13 protein-coding genes are annotated in these 17415 nt (G+C 68.1%); 9 read left to right on the top strand and 4 right to left on the bottom strand.

Annotated features, from left to right (window positions below; genetic code table 11):
* The first annotated feature begins 261 nt into the window (after positions 1-261).
* Complete coding sequence (locus tag V7Q42_RS07980) at positions 262-1479, top strand: lytic murein transglycosylase (RefSeq protein WP_333823421.1); 1218 nt, start codon at positions 262-264, stop codon at positions 1477-1479.
* A 12-nt stretch (positions 1480-1491) separates the two neighbouring features.
* Positions 1492-2982, top strand: coding sequence for a glycerol kinase GlpK (glpK, locus tag V7Q42_RS07985; protein ID WP_333823423.1), 1491 nt, complete (start codon positions 1492-1494; stop codon positions 2980-2982).
* 51 nt (positions 2983-3033) lie between these two features.
* On the opposite strand, the gene V7Q42_RS07990 is transcribed toward glpK, so the two are convergent.
* Positions 3034-3957: a TrmH family RNA methyltransferase gene (locus V7Q42_RS07990; RefSeq protein WP_442958177.1), complete on the bottom strand. Its 924-nt coding sequence runs from the start codon at positions 3955-3957 to the stop codon at positions 3034-3036.
* Complete coding sequence (locus tag V7Q42_RS07995) at positions 3954-5054, bottom strand: class I SAM-dependent methyltransferase (RefSeq protein ID WP_333823424.1); 1101 nt, start codon at positions 5052-5054, stop codon at positions 3954-3956. Before V7Q42_RS07995 ends, V7Q42_RS07990 begins: the two co-directional genes overlap by 4 nt.
* Positions 5055-5296: 242 nt before the next feature.
* Between V7Q42_RS07995 and V7Q42_RS08000 the strand changes: the two genes are divergently transcribed.
* The 3 genes from V7Q42_RS08000 (at position 5297) to V7Q42_RS08010 (ending at position 7473) form a co-directional block, all read left to right on the top strand.
* Entirely contained in the window at positions 5297-5779 is a 483-nt protein-coding gene (locus V7Q42_RS08000) for a GtrA family protein (protein ID WP_333823425.1), read from the top strand.
* A gap of 73 nt (positions 5780-5852) precedes the next feature.
* Entirely contained in the window at positions 5853-7028 is a 1176-nt protein-coding gene (locus tag V7Q42_RS08005) for a DNA cytosine methyltransferase (protein WP_333823426.1), read from the top strand.
* A 4-nt stretch (positions 7029-7032) separates the two neighbouring features.
* Positions 7033-7473, top strand: coding sequence for a very short patch repair endonuclease (locus tag V7Q42_RS08010; protein ID WP_333823428.1), 441 nt, complete (start codon positions 7033-7035; stop codon positions 7471-7473).
* Positions 7474-7617: 144 nt separating this feature from the next.
* Here V7Q42_RS08010 and cysN read toward each other — a convergent pair whose 3' ends face one another.
* Both cysN and cysD read right to left on the bottom strand, forming a co-directional pair.
* The gene (gene cysN, locus V7Q42_RS08015) at positions 7618-9531 is read right to left on the bottom strand and encodes a sulfate adenylyltransferase subunit CysN (RefSeq protein ID WP_333823430.1); all 1914 of its coding nucleotides are present in this window, start codon (positions 9529-9531) and stop codon (positions 7618-7620) included.
* The gene (cysD, locus tag V7Q42_RS08020) at positions 9531-10439 is read right to left on the bottom strand and encodes a sulfate adenylyltransferase subunit CysD (protein WP_333823431.1); all 909 of its coding nucleotides are present in this window, start codon (positions 10437-10439) and stop codon (positions 9531-9533) included. Before cysD ends, cysN begins: the two co-directional genes overlap by 1 nt.
* Positions 10440-11647: 1208 nt before the next feature.
* Here cysD and V7Q42_RS08025 point away from each other — a divergent pair.
* The 4 genes from V7Q42_RS08025 to V7Q42_RS08040 all read left to right on the top strand — a co-directional run.
* The gene (locus V7Q42_RS08025; protein ID WP_333823433.1) at positions 11648-12115 is read left to right on the top strand and encodes a DsrE/DsrF/DrsH-like family protein; all 468 of its coding nucleotides are present in this window, start codon (positions 11648-11650) and stop codon (positions 12113-12115) included.
* 118 nt (positions 12116-12233) lie between these two features.
* On the top strand, positions 12234-12638 hold the full coding sequence (locus V7Q42_RS08030) for a hypothetical protein (protein WP_333823434.1): 405 nt from the start codon (positions 12234-12236) through the stop codon (positions 12636-12638).
* A gap of 34 nt (positions 12639-12672) precedes the next feature.
* Positions 12673-13950, top strand: a complete 1278-nt coding sequence (locus V7Q42_RS08035; RefSeq protein ID WP_333823436.1) for an efflux RND transporter periplasmic adaptor subunit — start codon at positions 12673-12675, stop codon at positions 13948-13950.
* A gap of 14 nt (positions 13951-13964) precedes the next feature.
* A partial coding sequence (locus V7Q42_RS08040) for an efflux RND transporter permease subunit (protein WP_333823437.1) occupies positions 13965-17415 on the top strand: 3451 nt, incomplete at its 3' end.

Genomic DNA, 17415 nt, shown 5'->3' on the forward strand with positions numbered 1-17415 from the left:
CCCGCTACGAGGAAAAGGCACTCCGCGAAGGCCGCACCCCGGCATATCTGGTGTTTCGAAGGGTGTGATGCGCGCGAGATCGTCGCGCTCGCGCCACGCTCCCGCCACAGCGTTCCACGACCATCGTCGCCTTCGCCGCGACGACGACCGTCTCTCGGTCGGCGCCGCGGACCGAATGTCCGAACCTTGATTCCGGGCCGGCGACGCGGCCATGGTGACGAGATCACGGTACGGTGCGATTCTTCCAGGGAGCGATGGGCGATGAGCTACTTCCGCACGGCGGCGATCGTCGCAATCACGATGTTCGGGCTCGGTCTCGCGACGCCCACTCTCGCCGACACCGCCTGCCGCAAGGGGCAGAGCTTCGAAAGCTGGCTCGCCGGCTTCAAGAAGCAGGCCGAGGCCGAGGGCGTGTCGCGCGCCGCCATCGAAACCGGCCTCGCCGGTGTCGCCTACGATCCGGCGATCGTCCGCCGCGACCACGGCCAGGGCGTCTTCCAGCAGACCTTCCTGCAGTTCTCCGATCGCATGGTCTCCGGCGACCGCATGTCGCGCGGCGGCCGACTGCTGCAGACCCACGCGAGCCTGCTGAAGCGCATCGAGGCGCAGTTCGGCGTGCCCGGTCCGGTGCTCGTCGCCTTCTGGGGGCTCGAGACCGACTTCGGCTCCGACATGGGCAAGTACAAAGCCCCCGTCGCGGTGGCGACTCTCGCCTACGACTGCCGCCGCTCAGAGATGTTCACCGGCGAACTGGTCGACCTGATGCGCATCGTCGAGCGCGGAGATCTCAGGCCCTCCGAGATGATCGGCGACTGGGCCGGCGAACTCGGCCATCTGATGTTCACGCCGACCGATCTCTACACCTACGGCGTCGACATGGACGGCGACGGCCGCCGCGACGTCATCCGCTCGATCCCCGATGCACTCGCCACCGCCGCCAATTTCCTCAAGGGTCTCGGCTGGCGGCGCGGCGAACCCTGGCTCGAAGAGGTGCGGGTGCCGGCCGAAATGGATTGGAGCCGCTCCGATCCGTCGATCGATCTGAGCCGGGCCGAATGGGCCCGTCACGGTGTCACCCGACCCGACGGCTCGGCGTTGGCGAGCGGCGGCCCGCCAGCGTCGCTGTGGCTGCCGATGGGCCGCCTCGGTCCCGCCTTCCTCACCTATCCGAACTTCCAGGCCTACCTCGGGTGGAACAAGGCGATGGTCTATTCGACCACCGCCGCCTATTACGCCACCCGCCTCGCCGGCGCGCCGAAAGTGTCGCGCGGTCGTGGCGAGGTGAAGCCTCTGACGACCGAGCAGATGAAACATCTGCAGGCGCTGCTGCGTCGCAAGGGCTTCTCCGACGACGAACCCGACGGCCGTCTCGGCAACGCCACCCGTACGGCGGTGCGCGCCGCCCAGATGAAGCTCGGCCTGCCCGCCGACAGCTACCCGTCCGTCGAACTGATCGCCGCCCTCGAAGGCGCGCGTTGAGGAGAGACCGCCATGACGTCGCACGTCGTCGCCATCGATCAGGGGACCACCTCGTCGCGCGCCATCGTCTTCCGGACCGACCTCACCATCGCCGGTGTCGCCCAGGAGGAATTCCCGCAGATCTTCCCGGCTCCCGGTCACGTCGAGCACGACCCGGCAGACATCTGGCGCACCACCCTGGACACGCTGCGCGCCGCCGTGGCGAAGGCCGGGATCGCCGCCAAGGACATCGCCGCGATCGGCATCACCAACCAGCGTGAGACGACGCTGATCTGGGATCGGGCGACCGGCGCGCCCGTCCATCGGGCGATCGTCTGGCAGGACCGCCGCACCGCCGACACCTGCGCCGCACTGAAGGCCGAAGGCGCCGAACCTCTCGTCTCCGCCCGCACCGGTCTGCTGCTCGACCCCTATTTTTCGGCGACCAAGATCGCCCGCATCCTCGACGACGTCCCCGGTGCCCGCGCCGCGGCCGAGGCCGGCAAGCTCGCCTTCGGCACCGTCGACGCGTATCTCCTGTGGCGCCTGACCGGCGGTCGGGTGCACGCCACCGACGCCACCAACGCCTCGCGCACCGCACTCTTCGACATCCACACCGGCGCTTGGGACGAGGAGCTCTGCCGCCTCTTCCGCGTGCCGACGAGCCTCCTGCCCGAGGTCCGCGACAGCTCCGCCGACTTCGGCGTGACCGATCCCGAGATCCTCGGCGCAGCCGTCGCCATCCGCGGCATCGCCGGCGACCAGCAGGCGGCGACCGTCGGTCAGGCCTGCTTCGCCCCCGGCATGATGAAGTCGACCTACGGCACCGGCTGCTTCGCGCTCCTCAACACCGGCGAAACGGCGGTCGCCTCGAAGAACCGCCTGCTCACCACCGTCGCCTATCAGCTCGGCGGCAAGCGCACCTATGCGCTGGAGGGCGCGATCTTCATCGCCGGCGCGGCGGTGCAGTGGCTGCGCGACGGCCTCGGCCTCGTCGCCGAAGCCGCCGAGACCGGACGGCTGGCGGCCGACTCCGATCCGGCCCAGGCGGTCCACTTCGTGCCCGCCTTCGTCGGCCTCGGCGCGCCGTGGTGGGACGCCGAGGCGCGCGGCGCTCTCTACGGCCTCACGCGCGGCACCACCCGCCGCGAAATCGTCCGCGCCGCGCTCGAGTCGGTCGGTCAACAGACCGGCGACCTGATCGAGGCGATGCGCCGCGACTGGGGCGGGGAGGGGCGCACGGTGTTGCGCGTCGACGGCGGCATGACCGCCTCCGACTGGACCATGCAGTTCCTCGCCGACATCCTCGACGCCCCGGTCGATCGTCCGGTGATCCGCGAGACGACGGCGCTCGGCGCCGCCTACCTCGCCGGTCTCGGCGCCGGTGTCCTGCCCGAGCCCGAGGTCTTCGCCCGCACCTGGACCCTCGACCGTCGCTTCACCCCGACGATGGACGCCGCGACCCGCGCCGCCAAGCGCGCCGGCTGGGCCGACGCGGTGCGACGGACGCTGTCGACGACGTGAGGAGACACCGGACGGGACATTCCGAGGCGGTGCGGAGCATGTCCGCGCCGGTCAAACCGTCAGGCGGCTGCGCCGGATCTCGTAGAGCATCACCGCCGTGGCGACGGCGAGATTGAGACTGTCGGCCTTGCCCGCCATCGGGATCTTGACGATGCCGTCGCAGGCCTCGACGTGGGCGTCGGAGAGGCCCGACTGCTCGTTGCCCATCATCAGCACGCAGGTCTCCGGCCAGTCGACCGTGCGATAGTCGACCGCGCCTTTCAGATGCGTCCCCCACACCGGAATACCGCGCGCCCGCTTCCAGGCGACGAAGTCGGCGAGCGAGGCGGCGACCAGCGGCACGTGGAAGAGCGATCCCATGGTGGCGCGGACCGCTTCGAGGGCGAAAGGGTCGGTCACGTCGCCGAGGAGGATGACCCCGGCCGCGCCGACGGAATCGACGGTGCGGACGATCGTGCCGAGATTGCCCGGGTCCTTGATCCCCTCCAGCGCCACCCAGACACCGGGTGGTTCGGTCAGCTCGTCGAGCCGCCGCAGCCGCTGTTCGAAGACGGCGACCACCATCTGCGGATTGTCGCGCCGGCAGATCTTGGTCAGCACCTCGTCGGAGACCTCGAGTACCAGCGCGCCGCGCGCTCCGGCCTCGGCGATCGCCCGCTTCACCAGCGGCTGGTCCTTGACCCGGGTCGCGTGGACCAGGGTGCGGATCGGCCAACCCTCCTCCAGCGCATCGGTGACGAGCTTCAGCCCCTCGGCGAGGAACAGCCCGCTCTCGGCGCGCTCCTTCTTCATGTGCAGGGCGCGCAGCTCTTTCACCACCGGATTGGCGAGGCTGGTGACGAGCTTCGATCCGCTCCCGTCGGTCGCGGCACTCGGAGCCGCATGCGACGCTTCGGGCCTGGGTGACCCGCCGGTCTTCGGCTTCGGTCGGCGGTAGAGATCGCGCGAGGCGTCGCGCGGCGGCGGTCGGGTCATCGGTTCTCCTCCCCGGTCCAGCGCACCCACAGCGACGTGGCGAGGCGGCGGCGGATGTCGGTTCCCGGCGCCGGGTCTTCGGCGATGAACAGTTCGCCCGAGGCGATCCGCCCGCCGCGTGTCCCCATCACCTCGGCCATCAGTTCGTGGAACGAGGCGTAGGACGAGCGCATGGCGTAGACGGTGAGGATCTCGAAGAGGGCATCGGCGGACAGAAGCTCGCGACAGGACCGGAGCATCGGCCCGAGGTTCTCGAACAACTGCCACACCTCGCCGTCCGGACCACGGCCGTATTTCGGCGGATCGAGCAGGATCGCGTCGTAACGATTGCCGCGCCTGACTTCGCGGGCGACGAACTTCTGTGCGTCGTCGCAGATCCAGCGGATCGGCAGATGATCGAGGCCGCTCTCACCCTGGTTCTCGCGGGCCCAGGCGATGGATTTCTTCGAGGCGTCGACATGGGTCACCTCGGCGCCCGCCTCCGCCGCGATCAGCGAGGCGAGGCCGGTGTAGCCGAAGAGGTTGAGGAGCTTCGGCCGTCGCCCGGCGCGCGCCGCTCGACCGATCGCCTCGCGCATCCAGCGCCAATGCGCCGCCTGTTCGGGGAAGACGCCGGTGTGGCGGAACGAGGTGAAGCGGCAGGAGAAGCGCACCGGGTCGAAGCGCATCGGCCACGTCTCGGGCATGCGCCCGGTGAAGCGCCAGCGCCCCGGGCCTTCCTCTTCGACGTCGCCGGTGAAATGGGCGGCGGCCGCTTCCCAGGTCTCGGCCGCGAGCCGCGGCACCCACAGCGCCTGCTCCTCCGGCCGGGTGAGCCGCACGTGGCCGTAGCGTTCGAGCTTGCGGCCGTGACCGGAGTCGATCAGCGCGTAGTCGTCCCAGCCCGCCATCTCCAGCATCTCCGGAGCGAGCGGGTCGCCGGTGATGCGGCGCGGCGCCAGCGCCGTCGGATCGACCGGACGCGGCGGCGCGACGACGCTCCCGGTCTCCTCTGCCGGACGACGCGAACGCGTCTCCGCTCCGCCGGGACGCGCGGGACGTCCGCCGGTCGGCGCTGCGGGCTTCGGCGATTTCGGGGGTCTGCGGCTGCGATCCATGCGCGACAGATCCCCCAAGTCGGCGGCGCGGTCAACCGTCGCGGCGGCAAATCCCGTCGCCGCGATCGGCGCGGCGTTCAGACGAACGAAATTTCTTCGTGCTCAACTGTCGTCGAACACGGCTTCGCCACACTCCTCCGCTTGTTCGGCCTCGCCGGTCGATCCCTCGGCTGGGGTCTTCCCCGGCCGCCCCGAACGTCGTACGACGCGGCCGGCCCGACCACATGGACGTCCGATTTCCGATGATCGATCTGGAGAAGCACTTTTCCCCGCATGTCGCGGCGCGCCTGGAGCGGGTGATCAAGTTCGCCTTCACCGGCGGCATCGGCTTCGTCGTCGACGTCTCGATCCTGTCGGCTCTGACCATGGTCTTCGGGGTGAACCCCTATCTCGCCCGCGTCGGCGCCATGGGTACGGCGATGACCGTGACCTGGCTGATCAACCGCCGCTTCACCTTCAAGACCCACGACAAGGTCACCGACGCCCGCGGCATGGCCGCCGAGGGCGGCCGTTACGGCCTGGTGGCGGTCATCGCCGCGCTGGTGAACTACGGCGTCTACGCCCTCACCCTGTGGTCGATGCCCGAGATCGTCTGGGTCGGGCGCAACCTGTCGCCGCCGATGGCCGCGGTGGTCGGCTCCGGCGTCGCCATGTTCGTCTCCTACTACGGCTACTCCCGCTTCGCCTTCCGCCACGGCCCGCACCGCACCGCCCCCGGCGCCTGAGGCGACCGCGTCGCTGCCGCTTGACGCCCTTCGAGGCGCGCTCGAGGATGGGCGCGAATCGGGAGGGACGCCCATGCGGGTGGCGGGGCTCTTCGCCGGCGTCGGCGGGCTCGAGAGTGGAATGGCGGCGGCGGGCCACGAGGCCGAGGTGCTGGTCGAGAGCTGGGCGCCGGCCGCGGCCGTGCTCGCCGCGCGCTTCCCCGGCGCGCCGCGCCTCGGCGACGTGCGCGAGGTCGCGAGCCTCCCCGCGCACGACCTGATGACCGCCGGCTTCCCCTGTCAGGACCTCTCCCAGGCCGGACGCACCGCCGGTATCGGCGGCGCCAAGTCCGGTCTCGTCGACAACGTCTTCCGTCTGATGGACGCGAGCGCCACGCCGACCGTGCTGCTGGAGAACGTCTCCTTCATGCTCCGCCTCGACGGCGGCGTGGCGATGACGCGGCTCACGTCCGCCTTCGAGGAGCGCGGCTATCGCTGGGCCTACCGCACCGTCGACAGCCTCGCCTTCCTGCCGCAACGCCGCCAGCGGGTCTTCCTGGTGGCGAGCCGGGTCATCGATCCGGCCGAGGTGCTCTTCGCCGACGAGGTCGCGCCGACGGAGCCCGAGACCGATCTCGCCACCCATGCCCACGGCTTCTATTGGACCGAGGGCATCCGCGGCCTCGGCTGGGGTCGCGATTGCGTGCCGACCCTGAAGAACGGCTCGACCCTCGGCATCCCGTCGCCCCCGGCGATCCTGTTGCCCGACGGGGCGATCGTCACCCCCGAGATCCGCGACGCCGAGCGTCTGCAGGGCTTCCCCGCCGACTGGACCCGCCCCGCCGCCGAGGTCGGCCTCGAACGGCTGCGCTGGTCGCTGGTCGGCAACGCCGTGAGCGTGCCGGTGGCGCGTTGGGTCGGTGAGCGGCTCGCCTACCCCGGCACCCACGATCTCCGCCGCGATCGCGACCTCGCGGAGGTCGCACGCTGGCCGGCCGCGGCCCGCTTCGACGGGAAGCGACGCCACGCGGTCGCCGTCTCGACGCACCCGCTCCGCGCCGCCCGACCCGGCCTCGCCGCCTTCCTCGCCCATCCCGGCAAGCCGCTGTCGCTACGCGCCACCGAGGGCTTCCTCGGACGGCTGCGGCGGACGCAACTGCGGCTGCCGGCGGGATTACTCGAACGGGTGGTCGCCCATCGCGATCGCATGGCCGAGGCGACACCCGCGCCGTCGCGACGCCGGCCGACGATCCGACCGGCGGCGGAGTGAGCCGATGAGCGGGACGGACGACCGCGAGCCGAAGCGCCGTTCCGGTCGGCCGCCGCCCCAGTCGCCGGAACGCTCGGCGTTGCTCGCCCGCGTCCGCCGGACGAAGACCTCGGCCGAAGAGGAGGTCGCCCGCCTGCTGCGCGGCTTGGGCCTCCACTATCGCCGCAACGTCCGCACCCTGCCGGGCTCCCCCGACTTCGCCAATCGCACCCGCGGCTGGGCGATCTTCGTCAACGGCTGCTTCTGGCACCACCACACGGCCTGCTCCCGCGCCACCATGCCGAAGAACAATCGTGCCTTCTGGGAAGACAAGTTCGCCGCCAACCGTCGTCGCGACGCGGCGAAGATCCGCGGCCTGCGCGCCCTGGGCTTCCGCGTCCTGGTGATCTGGGAATGCGAACTCGACGGGTGTGCCGCGCGTCTCGAGCGGCTCACCCGCCTGTGACGCACCGTCCGGCGGCGTCATACCGAGCGGAAGAAGTTCCGACCTGTTCGGGACTTCTTCCGCGAAGGCGAGCCCGAACGGGCGTCGGCCGGTCAGGCCGTAACTCACGAAATTCGGACGAGTCCGAATTTCGTGAACTCGGTATCAGTGGTCGGTCGCGTCGGTTCCCTCGGTGATGATCCTCACGATCCGCTCGGCCGCGTCTTCCGCCCCGAGCGCCGTCGTATCGATGCGGATCTCGGGCGCTTCCGGCGGTTCGTAGGGGCTGTCGATGCCGGTGAAGTTCTTCAGTTTACCGGCTCGCGCCTTGGCGTAGAGGCCCTTGACGTCGCGCCGCTCACATTCCTCGATCGGCGTGTCGACGAAGATCTCGACGAACTCGTCCTCCACCATGAGTTCGCGCACCATCCGCCGTTCGGCGCGGAACGGCGAGATGAACGAGACGAGGACGATCAGACCGGCGTCGGTCATCAGCTTGGCCACCTCGCCGACGCGGCGGATGTTCTCCACTCGGTCGGCGTCGGTGAAGCCGAGGTCCTTGTTGAGGCCGTGGCGGACGTTGTCACCGTCGAGCAGGAAGGTGTGCAACCCGCGGGCGACGAGCTTCTTCTCGACGATGTTGGCGATCGTCGACTTGCCCGAACCGGACAAGCCGGTGAACCACAGCACCTTCGGCGTCTGGCTCTTCTGCTCGGCCCGCGCCTCGCGCGTCACGTCGATCGCCTGCCAATGGATGTTGGTCGCCCGTCGGAGACCGAAGGCGACCATACCGGCCGCCACCGTGGCATTGGTGAAGCGGTCGATCAGGATGAAGCCGCCGGTCTCGCGATTGTCGGCGTAAGGATCGAAGGCGATCGGCTCGGCGAGTGCGAGGTTGAGGAAGGCCACCTGATTGAGCCGCAGCTCCTTGGCGGCGAGATGATCGAAGGTGTTGACGTCGATCTCGTGCTTGATCTCGGTGACGCTCGCGCCGACCGTCCGCGTACCGCACTTCAGGAGATAGGGCCGCCCGGGCAGCAGATGTTCCTCCGCCATCCAGACGAGATGGGCGGCGAACTGGTCGGAGACCTCCGGCCGCGCCTCCGGGGCGGCGAGGAGGTCGCCGCGCGAGATGTCGATCTCCTCCTCGAGCACCAGGGTGATCGCGTCACCGGCCTGGGCCATCTGGAGGTCGCCGTCGTAGGTGACGAGGCGGGCGACGGTGCCGATCTTGCCGGACTTCGCCACCACCACCTTGTCGCCCGGTCGGACCTCGCCCGAGGCGACGGTGCCGGAGAAGCCGCGGAAGTCGAGGTTCGGCCGATTGACCCACTGGACCGCCATGCGGAACGGCTTGGCCAGCGCCCGTTCCTCGACCTCGACCGTCTCGAGATGATCGAGCAGCGTCGGACCGACGTACCAGGGCATCCGCTCCGAGCGGATCGTGACGTTGTCGCCGAAACGCGCCGACATCGGCACGGCGACGATCGTCTCGAACCCCATGTGGGCGGCGAAGGCCTCGAACTCGTCGCGGATGCGGCCGAAGATCTCCGACGAGAAGTCGACGAGATCGATCTTGTTGACCGCCAGCACCACGTGGCGGATGCCGAGCAGCGACACGATGAAGGCGTGGCGGCGGGTCTGGGTGACGATGCCGTAGCGTGCGTCGACCAAGAGGACGGCGAGGTCCGAGGTCGAGGCGCCGGTCGCCATGTTGCGGGTGTACTGCTCGTGGCCGGGCGTGTCGGCGACGATGAATTTACGGCGCTCGGTGGTGAAGAAGCGATAGGCGACGTCGATGGTGATGCCCTGCTCGCGCTCCGCTTCGAGACCGTCGAGGAGCAGGGCGAGGTCGATGTCCTCACCCGTGGTGCCGAACTTCCGGCTGTCGCGGGCGAGCGACGTCAGATGGTCCTCGAACACCAGCTTGGTGTCGTAGAGCAATCGCCCGATCAGCGTCGACTTGCCGTCGTCGACCGAGCCGCAGGTCAGGAAGCGCAGCAGGCTCTTGCGCTCCTGCTCGGCCAGATATTCGGCGAAGGCTCGCGGGTCGTGCGCGAGAGGGACGTTCGTCGCCATCAGAAGTACCCCTCCCGCTTCTTCTTCTCCATGGAGCCCGCCTCGTCGTGGTCGATGAGACGTCCCTGCCGTTCGGAGGTCCGAGCGATCAGCATTTCGCGGACGATCTCGGTCAAGGTCGTGGCCGGGCTGTCGATCGCGCCGGTGAGCGGGTAGCACCCCAGCGTGCGGAAGCGGACCAGCCGCATCTCGGGCGTCTCGCCGGGCTCGAGCGGCAGGCGGTCGTCGTCGACCATCAGCAACATGCCGCCGCGCTCCACCACCGGCCGCATCGCCGCGTAGTAGAGCGGCACGATCGGGATGTTCTCGGCCAGGATGTATTGCCAGATGTCGAGCTCGGTCCAGTTCGACAGCGGGAAGGCGCGGATCGATTCCCCCGGCGCCACGCGGGCGTTGTAGAGCCGCCAGAGTTCGGGGCGCTGGTTCTTCGGGTCCCAGGTGTGGCTGGCCGTGCGGAAGGAGAAGATGCGCTCCTTGGCGCGCGATTTCTCCTCGTCGCGCCGGGCGCCGCCGAAGGCTGCGTCGAAGCCGTATTTCGTCAGCGCCTGTTTCAGCGCTTCGGTCTTCATCACGTGGGTGTAGGTCGACGAGCCGTGGGTGAACGGCGAGATCCCCGCCCGCACTCCGTCTTGGTTGACGTGTTCGATCAGATCGAGGCCCAGCCGCTTCACCGTCTCGTCGCGGAAGGCGATCATCTCGCGGAATTTCCACGTCGTGTTGACGTGCATCAGTGGAAACGGCGGTTTCGACGGGTGGAACGCCTTCATCGCCAGATGAAGCATCACCGAGGAGTCCTTGCCGATCGAATAGAGCATGACCGGATTGCGGAATTCCGCAGCGACTTCTCGGATGATGCCGATCGATTCCGCTTCGAGGCGTGCGAGATGGGAGTTTCGGGCGATGGGCATGAACGTCCTGACCGGTCTGCGCCGGGTCGACGCACGACACACCTTACCTATTTGATGCATAATGACATTTTTCGAAACCCAGGTGAAGCCGTCGAGCGCGAATGGCGATCCGTTTGCACGAAACGGTACGATCTTGGGCATCATGTTCCGACGAGCGGCCGGATCGCCGGCCGGGGTTTCCGCCGGCGCCGCCTTCTCGAGTTCCGGATTTCGGCCGGCGCGGCCGGCGTCGTTTCCCGAAAGGTCCCGGGCGCGGCGGCCCGTCGAGACGCGGCATGCTGGTGCGAGGCGGCTTGCGCCGGTCGACCGGTGGGGGAGGCGACGCCGGGCGGATCCACGTCGCCGACGACGTCGCTCGCCGCCGAAGCTCCGCCTCCTTCACCGGATCGAGGGACGGCGGCGATCCGGCGCGCCGGTGTGGCCCCATCGGGCGGTCGTCGCCACGCGGTCGGGACCACGCTCGTCACCGGTCGCACCGCGAAAGCGGTGGTCGACCCGGGGCCGGCGAAGCGAATCGGCCGCATCCCACCCGGTCCGGTCGCCGCGGAAGCCGGCGTCCGTCGACGGGTCCGCTCCCGCCCGATCCGACGATGCACTCGAGTGGGGGCTCGCGAGGCCGGACCGGATACCCGTCCGGATTCGTCGACGACGGCATCGGTTCTCGCACCTCGGCCTCGTCGGGCGAGCGGTCATACCGGTCGGTATCGATGATCGAATGCTCTCCCCGACAGCTGCACCGCGGACCGGCGGAACCGGTCGAGAGCGAGCCCGTGGGAAACATTTGAAATTTCTAATATTCGCCAGTCGTCGCTTTTTTGTGCCTTCGCCGAGAGATCGTAGTTCGTGGTGAAGAATGAATTACGCCGCCAGCGATACATAAAGTATTAATGATATTTCACAAAGAACAAATATTAAAGAATAAATAACTTGCCTCGACTTGCGACTATATAATACTGACATGTCACCTCACCTAAAAGGAAACCATGTGAAAAACTTCAAAATACGAATCATCAGGAACTTCACTTACATATTAGGTACAGCTAATTTTTTGGCGTGTCACGCTTGACTCCCCTTCAATCGATTAGGATAATTTAATCTACTAATGCAGTCGCCACGAATATCTTGCACGCGGGATAAGACATAAGATCCGCGTGTATTCGAGGGGGGAATGGACCATGGGAGCCGCGCGCGGCCCGGTGTCGCGACGTATGACGATCATCGTTTCGAAGGGCTCGCTCGACGCGGCCTACCCGCCGTTCATCCTGGCGACGATGGGTGCGGCGATGGGTGTCCACGTGACGATGTTCTTCACCTTCTATGGGCTGTCCCTTCTCACCAAGAAGATCGACGCCGACGTCGCCGCGCTCGGCAATCCGGCTCTGAAGTTGCCGGTTCTCGGCGGTCACGTCGGTCCCCTCAACCTCCTTTCGGCCCTGCCGGGTTTCGAGGGCGAGCTCTCCGATCACATGCGCCGGATGTTCGCCAAGACCCGCGTCGCCGACATCGAGGAACTGAGGGCCTTGACCATCGAGGCGGGCGCCAAGGTGATCGCCTGTCAGATGACCATGGACCTCTTCGGATATTCGCCGGAGGACCTCATCGCCGGTGTGACCCTCGGTGGGGCCGCCACCTACATGGAGGAAGCGCTGAAATCGAAGGTGAATCTCTTCGTGTGACGCCTTCGCGAGATCGCGGGGACGGCATACGCGACGTGACGATCGGATCCGGACTTTCACAAGACGAACGACGAACGAAGCGACGGCGAACACGCCGCACACGACTACGGGGGATGATATGGCTGCTCTGTTTTCCGACGATTGGATGGTCGACTTCGGCAACGCGTGGAACGACGAAACCGAACTCGGCGACGCGCTGAACAAGATCGCGTTCAATTCGGTGATCGGCTACGGCTACGACGGGGAGGCCACTCCGCGCGGCTACATCAGGGTCGAGAACGGCTATGTCACCGCCGCCGGCGCCTTCGCCGGAGAGGCCCTCAACTGGGACCTGCGCGCCTCCGCCGCCGACTGGGAGAAATGGTGCAAGAGCGGCATCGGCATGATGGCCCTCGGCCTCGCCTATACGACCGGTAAGCTGAAGTTCAAGGTCGGCGACTACGGCGCCATGATCAAGAACCCGGCGATGGCCGGGCCGTTCATCAAGAGCTTCTCCGTGATGGGAACCGTTCCGCGGACCTGATCACCCTTCCGAAGTTCTGACGGGAACGGCACCCATGTTGTCCAACCTCCTGAAGATGGCGGGTTTCCTGATCGCCGCGGTGATCGGTGGCGTCATCGTCTCCCTCCTCGGCAATCACGGTGGCTCGGGCGATCGCTCCGACAAGGGGCGCGGCCTGCCGGCCTACCTCGCCGGACCGATGGGCTCGATCGTCGAGGTCGGGCGCATGCCGGCGGCGGCGCGTCTCAAGCTCGGCGGCTATGTCGAGCCGCGCGCCACCACCAAGCTGACTGCGCAGGGACCCGGCCGGGTCGCCTTCGTGGCCGGCCAGGAGGGCGAACGCGTGGCGGCCGGACAGGTGGTGGTCGGTCTCGACGAGGACGCTCTGAAGCCCGAATACCGCTCGGCCTGGGCGGCGCTGGCCGGCGACATGGCGGCCCAGCAGAACGCCCAGACCCAGCTCTATCATTCGATCAACGGCCAGCCGACCTCGCCCATGGGCGGGCCGGGACAGGACGCCTACGAGCGGATGATGACGCCGTTCTACAACATGGCGCAGGGCTTCGCCGGCAACATGTTCCCCGGCCTCGCCGGCGGACCGACGTCGCCGTTCGGTTCGTCCGGTCCGATGATGACCCAGCAGCAGGCGCAGAAGAGCTGGCCGGCGCTCAACAAGGCGCGGGCGGATTACGAGCAGCAGATGGCGGCGCTCACCGCCTCGCAGGCCCGGATCGACGGTCTCGACCAGCGCCTGCGCGATCGCCGCGCCATCGCCCCGCGCACCTCGGTCATCATGGCCCGTCACGTGCGGGTCGGCGACGTGGTCCAGCCGGGCCAGCCGCTCGCCGATCTCGCCGACGTCGACCAGCTCGACGTCCGCATCGAGGTTCCGACCCGTCTCCTCGCCCAGCTCAAGGTCGGCGATCCGGTGCCGGTGTCGCTGTCGAACGCCAACGTCTGGGCGCCGATCTCGCAGATCTTCCCCGCCGCCGACCGCTCGCAGCGCACCATCACGGTGAAGCTCGCGCTGCCCGCCGGTTCGCCGGCCGCGCCCGGCATGTACGCCCTCGCCTGGATCGCCCAGGCCGGCGGCAACACGCCCTCCGATTTCGCCCCCGCCATCCCCACCTCGGCGGTGGTCAACCGCGGCAGCCAGCCGCTCGCCTTCGTCGTCGACGGTCAGGGCCGCGCCGAGATGCGCATCCTGCGCCTGGGTGACGTGACCGGTGACCGCGTCGCGGTGCTCTCCGGTCTGCAGGTGGGCGAACGACTGGTGGCGAATCCTGCCCCGAATCTCAAGTCCGGCGATCAGCTCTTCGCCGGGCGGCCGTGATCGGGGGACGGGGTATGAGCCACACCACCCACGACGCGGGCAACGGCGAGCAGCCGAAGCGCACTCACGGCATCGGCATCGCCGGCCGGACCGCTCGCGCCTTCATCGAGAGTCCGATCACGCCGTTGCTGCTGATCGCCTTCTTCCTCATCGGCGCCCTCGGCATGATGGTGACGCCGCGCGAGGAGGATCCGCAGATCTCGGTGCCGATGGTCGACATCTTCGTCGCCATGCCCGGCGCGCCCGCTTCGGAAGTCGCCAACCTCATCTCCGAGCCGCTGGAGCGGTTGATGTCGGAGCTGTCGGGGGTCAAGCACGTCTACTCGATGTCGCGCGAAGGCCTGTCGATGGTCACCGTGCGCTTCGACGTCGGCGAGCAGATGGAACCCTCGCTGGTCAAGCTCTACGACAAGCTCTACAGCCACATGGACCTGATCCCCAAGGGCGTCATGCCGCCCCTGGTGAAGCCGAAGAGCATCGACGACGTGCCGGTCGTGACCGTCACCCTGTCGTCGCCGGCGCTCGATCTCGTCCAGTTGCGCAAGCTCGCCCTCGACGTCACCCAGCGCTTCAAGTCGCTGCCCAACACCGGCCAGAGCTTCGTCGTCGGCGGCAGCCACGAGCAGGTCCGTGTCGAGATCGATCCCTCGGCGCTCGCCGCCCACGGCCTCACCCTCGGCCAGGTGGCCAAGGTGATCTCCTCGGCCAACCAGCGCATGCCCGCCGGTGACGTCATCGAAGGCAGTCGTTGGTTCAACGTCTTCACCGGCGACTTCCTGGCCCATGCCGGCGACATCGGCGACCTCGTCGTGTCGGTGGTGCAGAACAAGCCGATCTTCCTGCGCGACGTCGCCGTCATCCGTCAGGGCGAGAGCGAGATCAAGACCATCGTCGACGCCTCGCTGCGCAAGGCCGACGGCTCCTTCGTCACCCTGCCGGCGGTCACCGTCGCCGTCGCCAAGAAGCGGGGCACCAACGGCGTCGACGTCGCCGAGACGCTCAATGCCGAACTGGCGGCGATGAAGGGTGTGCTCATTCCTTCCGACGTCACCGTCACCATCTCGCGCGACTACGGTGCCACCGCCCACGAGAAGGTGTCGGGGCTGATCTTCAAGCTGTTCATCGTGTCGGCCCTGGTGACGGTGCTCGCCTTCGTCACCATGGGCTCGCGGCCGGCGATCATCGTGCTGATCACCATTCCGGCCGTGCTGCTGATGTCGCTGGCGGTCGCCTATGTCCTGAAGTTCACCGTCAACCGCGTGTCGATGTTCGCGCTCGTCTTCGCCATCGGCATTCTGGTCGACGACGCCATCGTCGTGGTCGAGAACATCTACCGGCGCTGGCTCGACGAGGGCGACACCAACGACGAACTGACCGTCGACGCCGTCGACGAAGTCGGCAACCCGACCATCCTCGCCACCTTCACCGTGGTCGCGGCGCTGCTGCCGATGGGCTTCGTCTCCGACATGATGGGCCCCTACATGCTGCCCATCCCGGTGCTGTCGTCGGCCGCGATGATCTTCTCGCTGGTCGCCGCCTTCGTCTTCGTGCCCTGGCTCGCCGCCCGTGTGAAGCCGTCGATGAGCGCGCTCCAGCAGGCCGCCGAACGCGAGCACAAGCAGTCCGCCGTCATCGCCAAATGGTACGGCGCGCTGATCGACCCGATCATGGACAGCCGCGGGCTCGGCCGCCTGACGCTGATCGCGATCATCGTCGCGATGATGCTCGCGATGGCCATGTTCGTGGTCAAGATGGTCCCCTTCAAGATGCTGCCCTACGACAACAAGTCGGAGATGCAGGTCGTCATCGACATGCCGGAGGGCACCGATCTCTACGTCACCGCCAATCTGGCGAACCGGCTCGGCACCGAACTCAAGGCGATCGCCGAGGTCGAGGCCTTCCAGACCTATGTCGGCACGGCGTCGCCCTTCAACTTCAACGGTCTGGTGCGCCACTACTTCCTGCGCTCGCAGCCGTGGCAGGGCGACATCGCCGTCCAGCTCGCCGACAAGAAGAAGCGCCATCGCTCGAGCCACGACATCGCCACCGAGGTGCGCGAGATCCTGACCCCGATCGCCCAGGCGGCGGGCGCCCGGCTGACCATCGCCGAAGCGCCTCCCGGCCCGCCGGTGCTCGCCCCCGTCGTCGTCGAACTCTACGGACCGACCAAGGAGATCCGTCGCAAGGTCGCCGGCGACATCATGGAGATCCTGAAGAAGACGCCGAACGTCGCCGACGTGAACACCTTCATGGAGGTGCCGCACGACGATGTCCAGTTCGAGGTCGATCGCCTCAAGGCCGGCATGTTCTCCGTCTCCGTCGAGGACATCAACCGCGAGCTGAAGATGGCGACCGGTGGTTTCGAGGTCGGCCCGCTCGCCGGCGGCACCAACCTCGAGCAGACGGTCATCGTCCTCCAGGTGCCGCTCGCCACCCGCGTCAACCTCGGCAACCTGCTGGTCCTGCCCATCCGCAACCAGATGGGCCAGACCGTGCCGCTCGGCGAACTCGGCCGCTTCGTGCCGCGGCGCCTCGAGAGCCCGATCTTCCACAAGGATCTGAGGGCGCTCGAATACGTCACCGCCGACGTCATCGGCCGCCTCGGCGCGCCGCTGTACGGCATGCTCGCGGTCGACGCGGCGCTGAAGAGCTACGTCACCCCCGACGGTCTCACCATCTCCGGCGCCTATTTCGGCCGCCCCGCCGACACCGGTGTCTCCGGCTTCAAGTGGGATGGCGAGTGGGAGGTCACCTACGTCACCTTCCGTGACATGGGTATCGCCTTCGGCGCGGCGCTGGTGCTGATCTACATCCTGGTGGTGGCCGAGTTCCGATCGTTCCTGCTGCCGCTGGTGGTGATGGCGCCGATCCCGCTGACGCTGATCGGCATCGTCCCCGGCCACTGGCTGCTCGGCGCCGATTTCACCGCCACCTCGATGATCGGTTTCATCGCGCTCGCCGGCATCATCGTCCGAAATTCGATCCTGTTGGTCGAATTCGCCCGCTCGCAGGTCGGCGGCGGCATGTCGGTGCGCGACGCCATCGTGCTCGCCGGACGCGTCCGCCTGCGGCCGATCCTGATCACCGCGTTGGCGCTGGTCATCGGCTCGATGGTGCTGCTGTCGGATCCGATCTTCCAGGGCATGGCGGTGTCGCTGCTGTTCGGCTCGCTGGTCGCCACCTTCCTCACCCTGGTGGTCATCCCGCTCGGCTGTCTGTCGGCACGCCGCTACTTCGAGGCTCGTGACGCCGGCCACGGCGGTCCGACCGGTGGCGGCCATCCCCCTGTCCCGCCGTCCCCGCCGCCCGCTCCGACCGGAGGTGCCCCTTCGACCGACGCCCCCGGCCGGCCGCCGCGCCTGACCCGCGCGTCCGACACGCCGGCCCCGGCCGCTTCGGAAGCGCCCGCCGGTCGCCCGCCGCGCCTCGCCAGGGCGTCGGAGGCTCCGGCCCCGGCTCCGGTGG

Origin of the sequence: Pinisolibacter sp., from assembly GCF_036782435.1 — a bacterium.
Taxonomy (GTDB): domain Bacteria; phylum Pseudomonadota; class Alphaproteobacteria; order Rhizobiales; family Ancalomicrobiaceae; genus CALBKH01.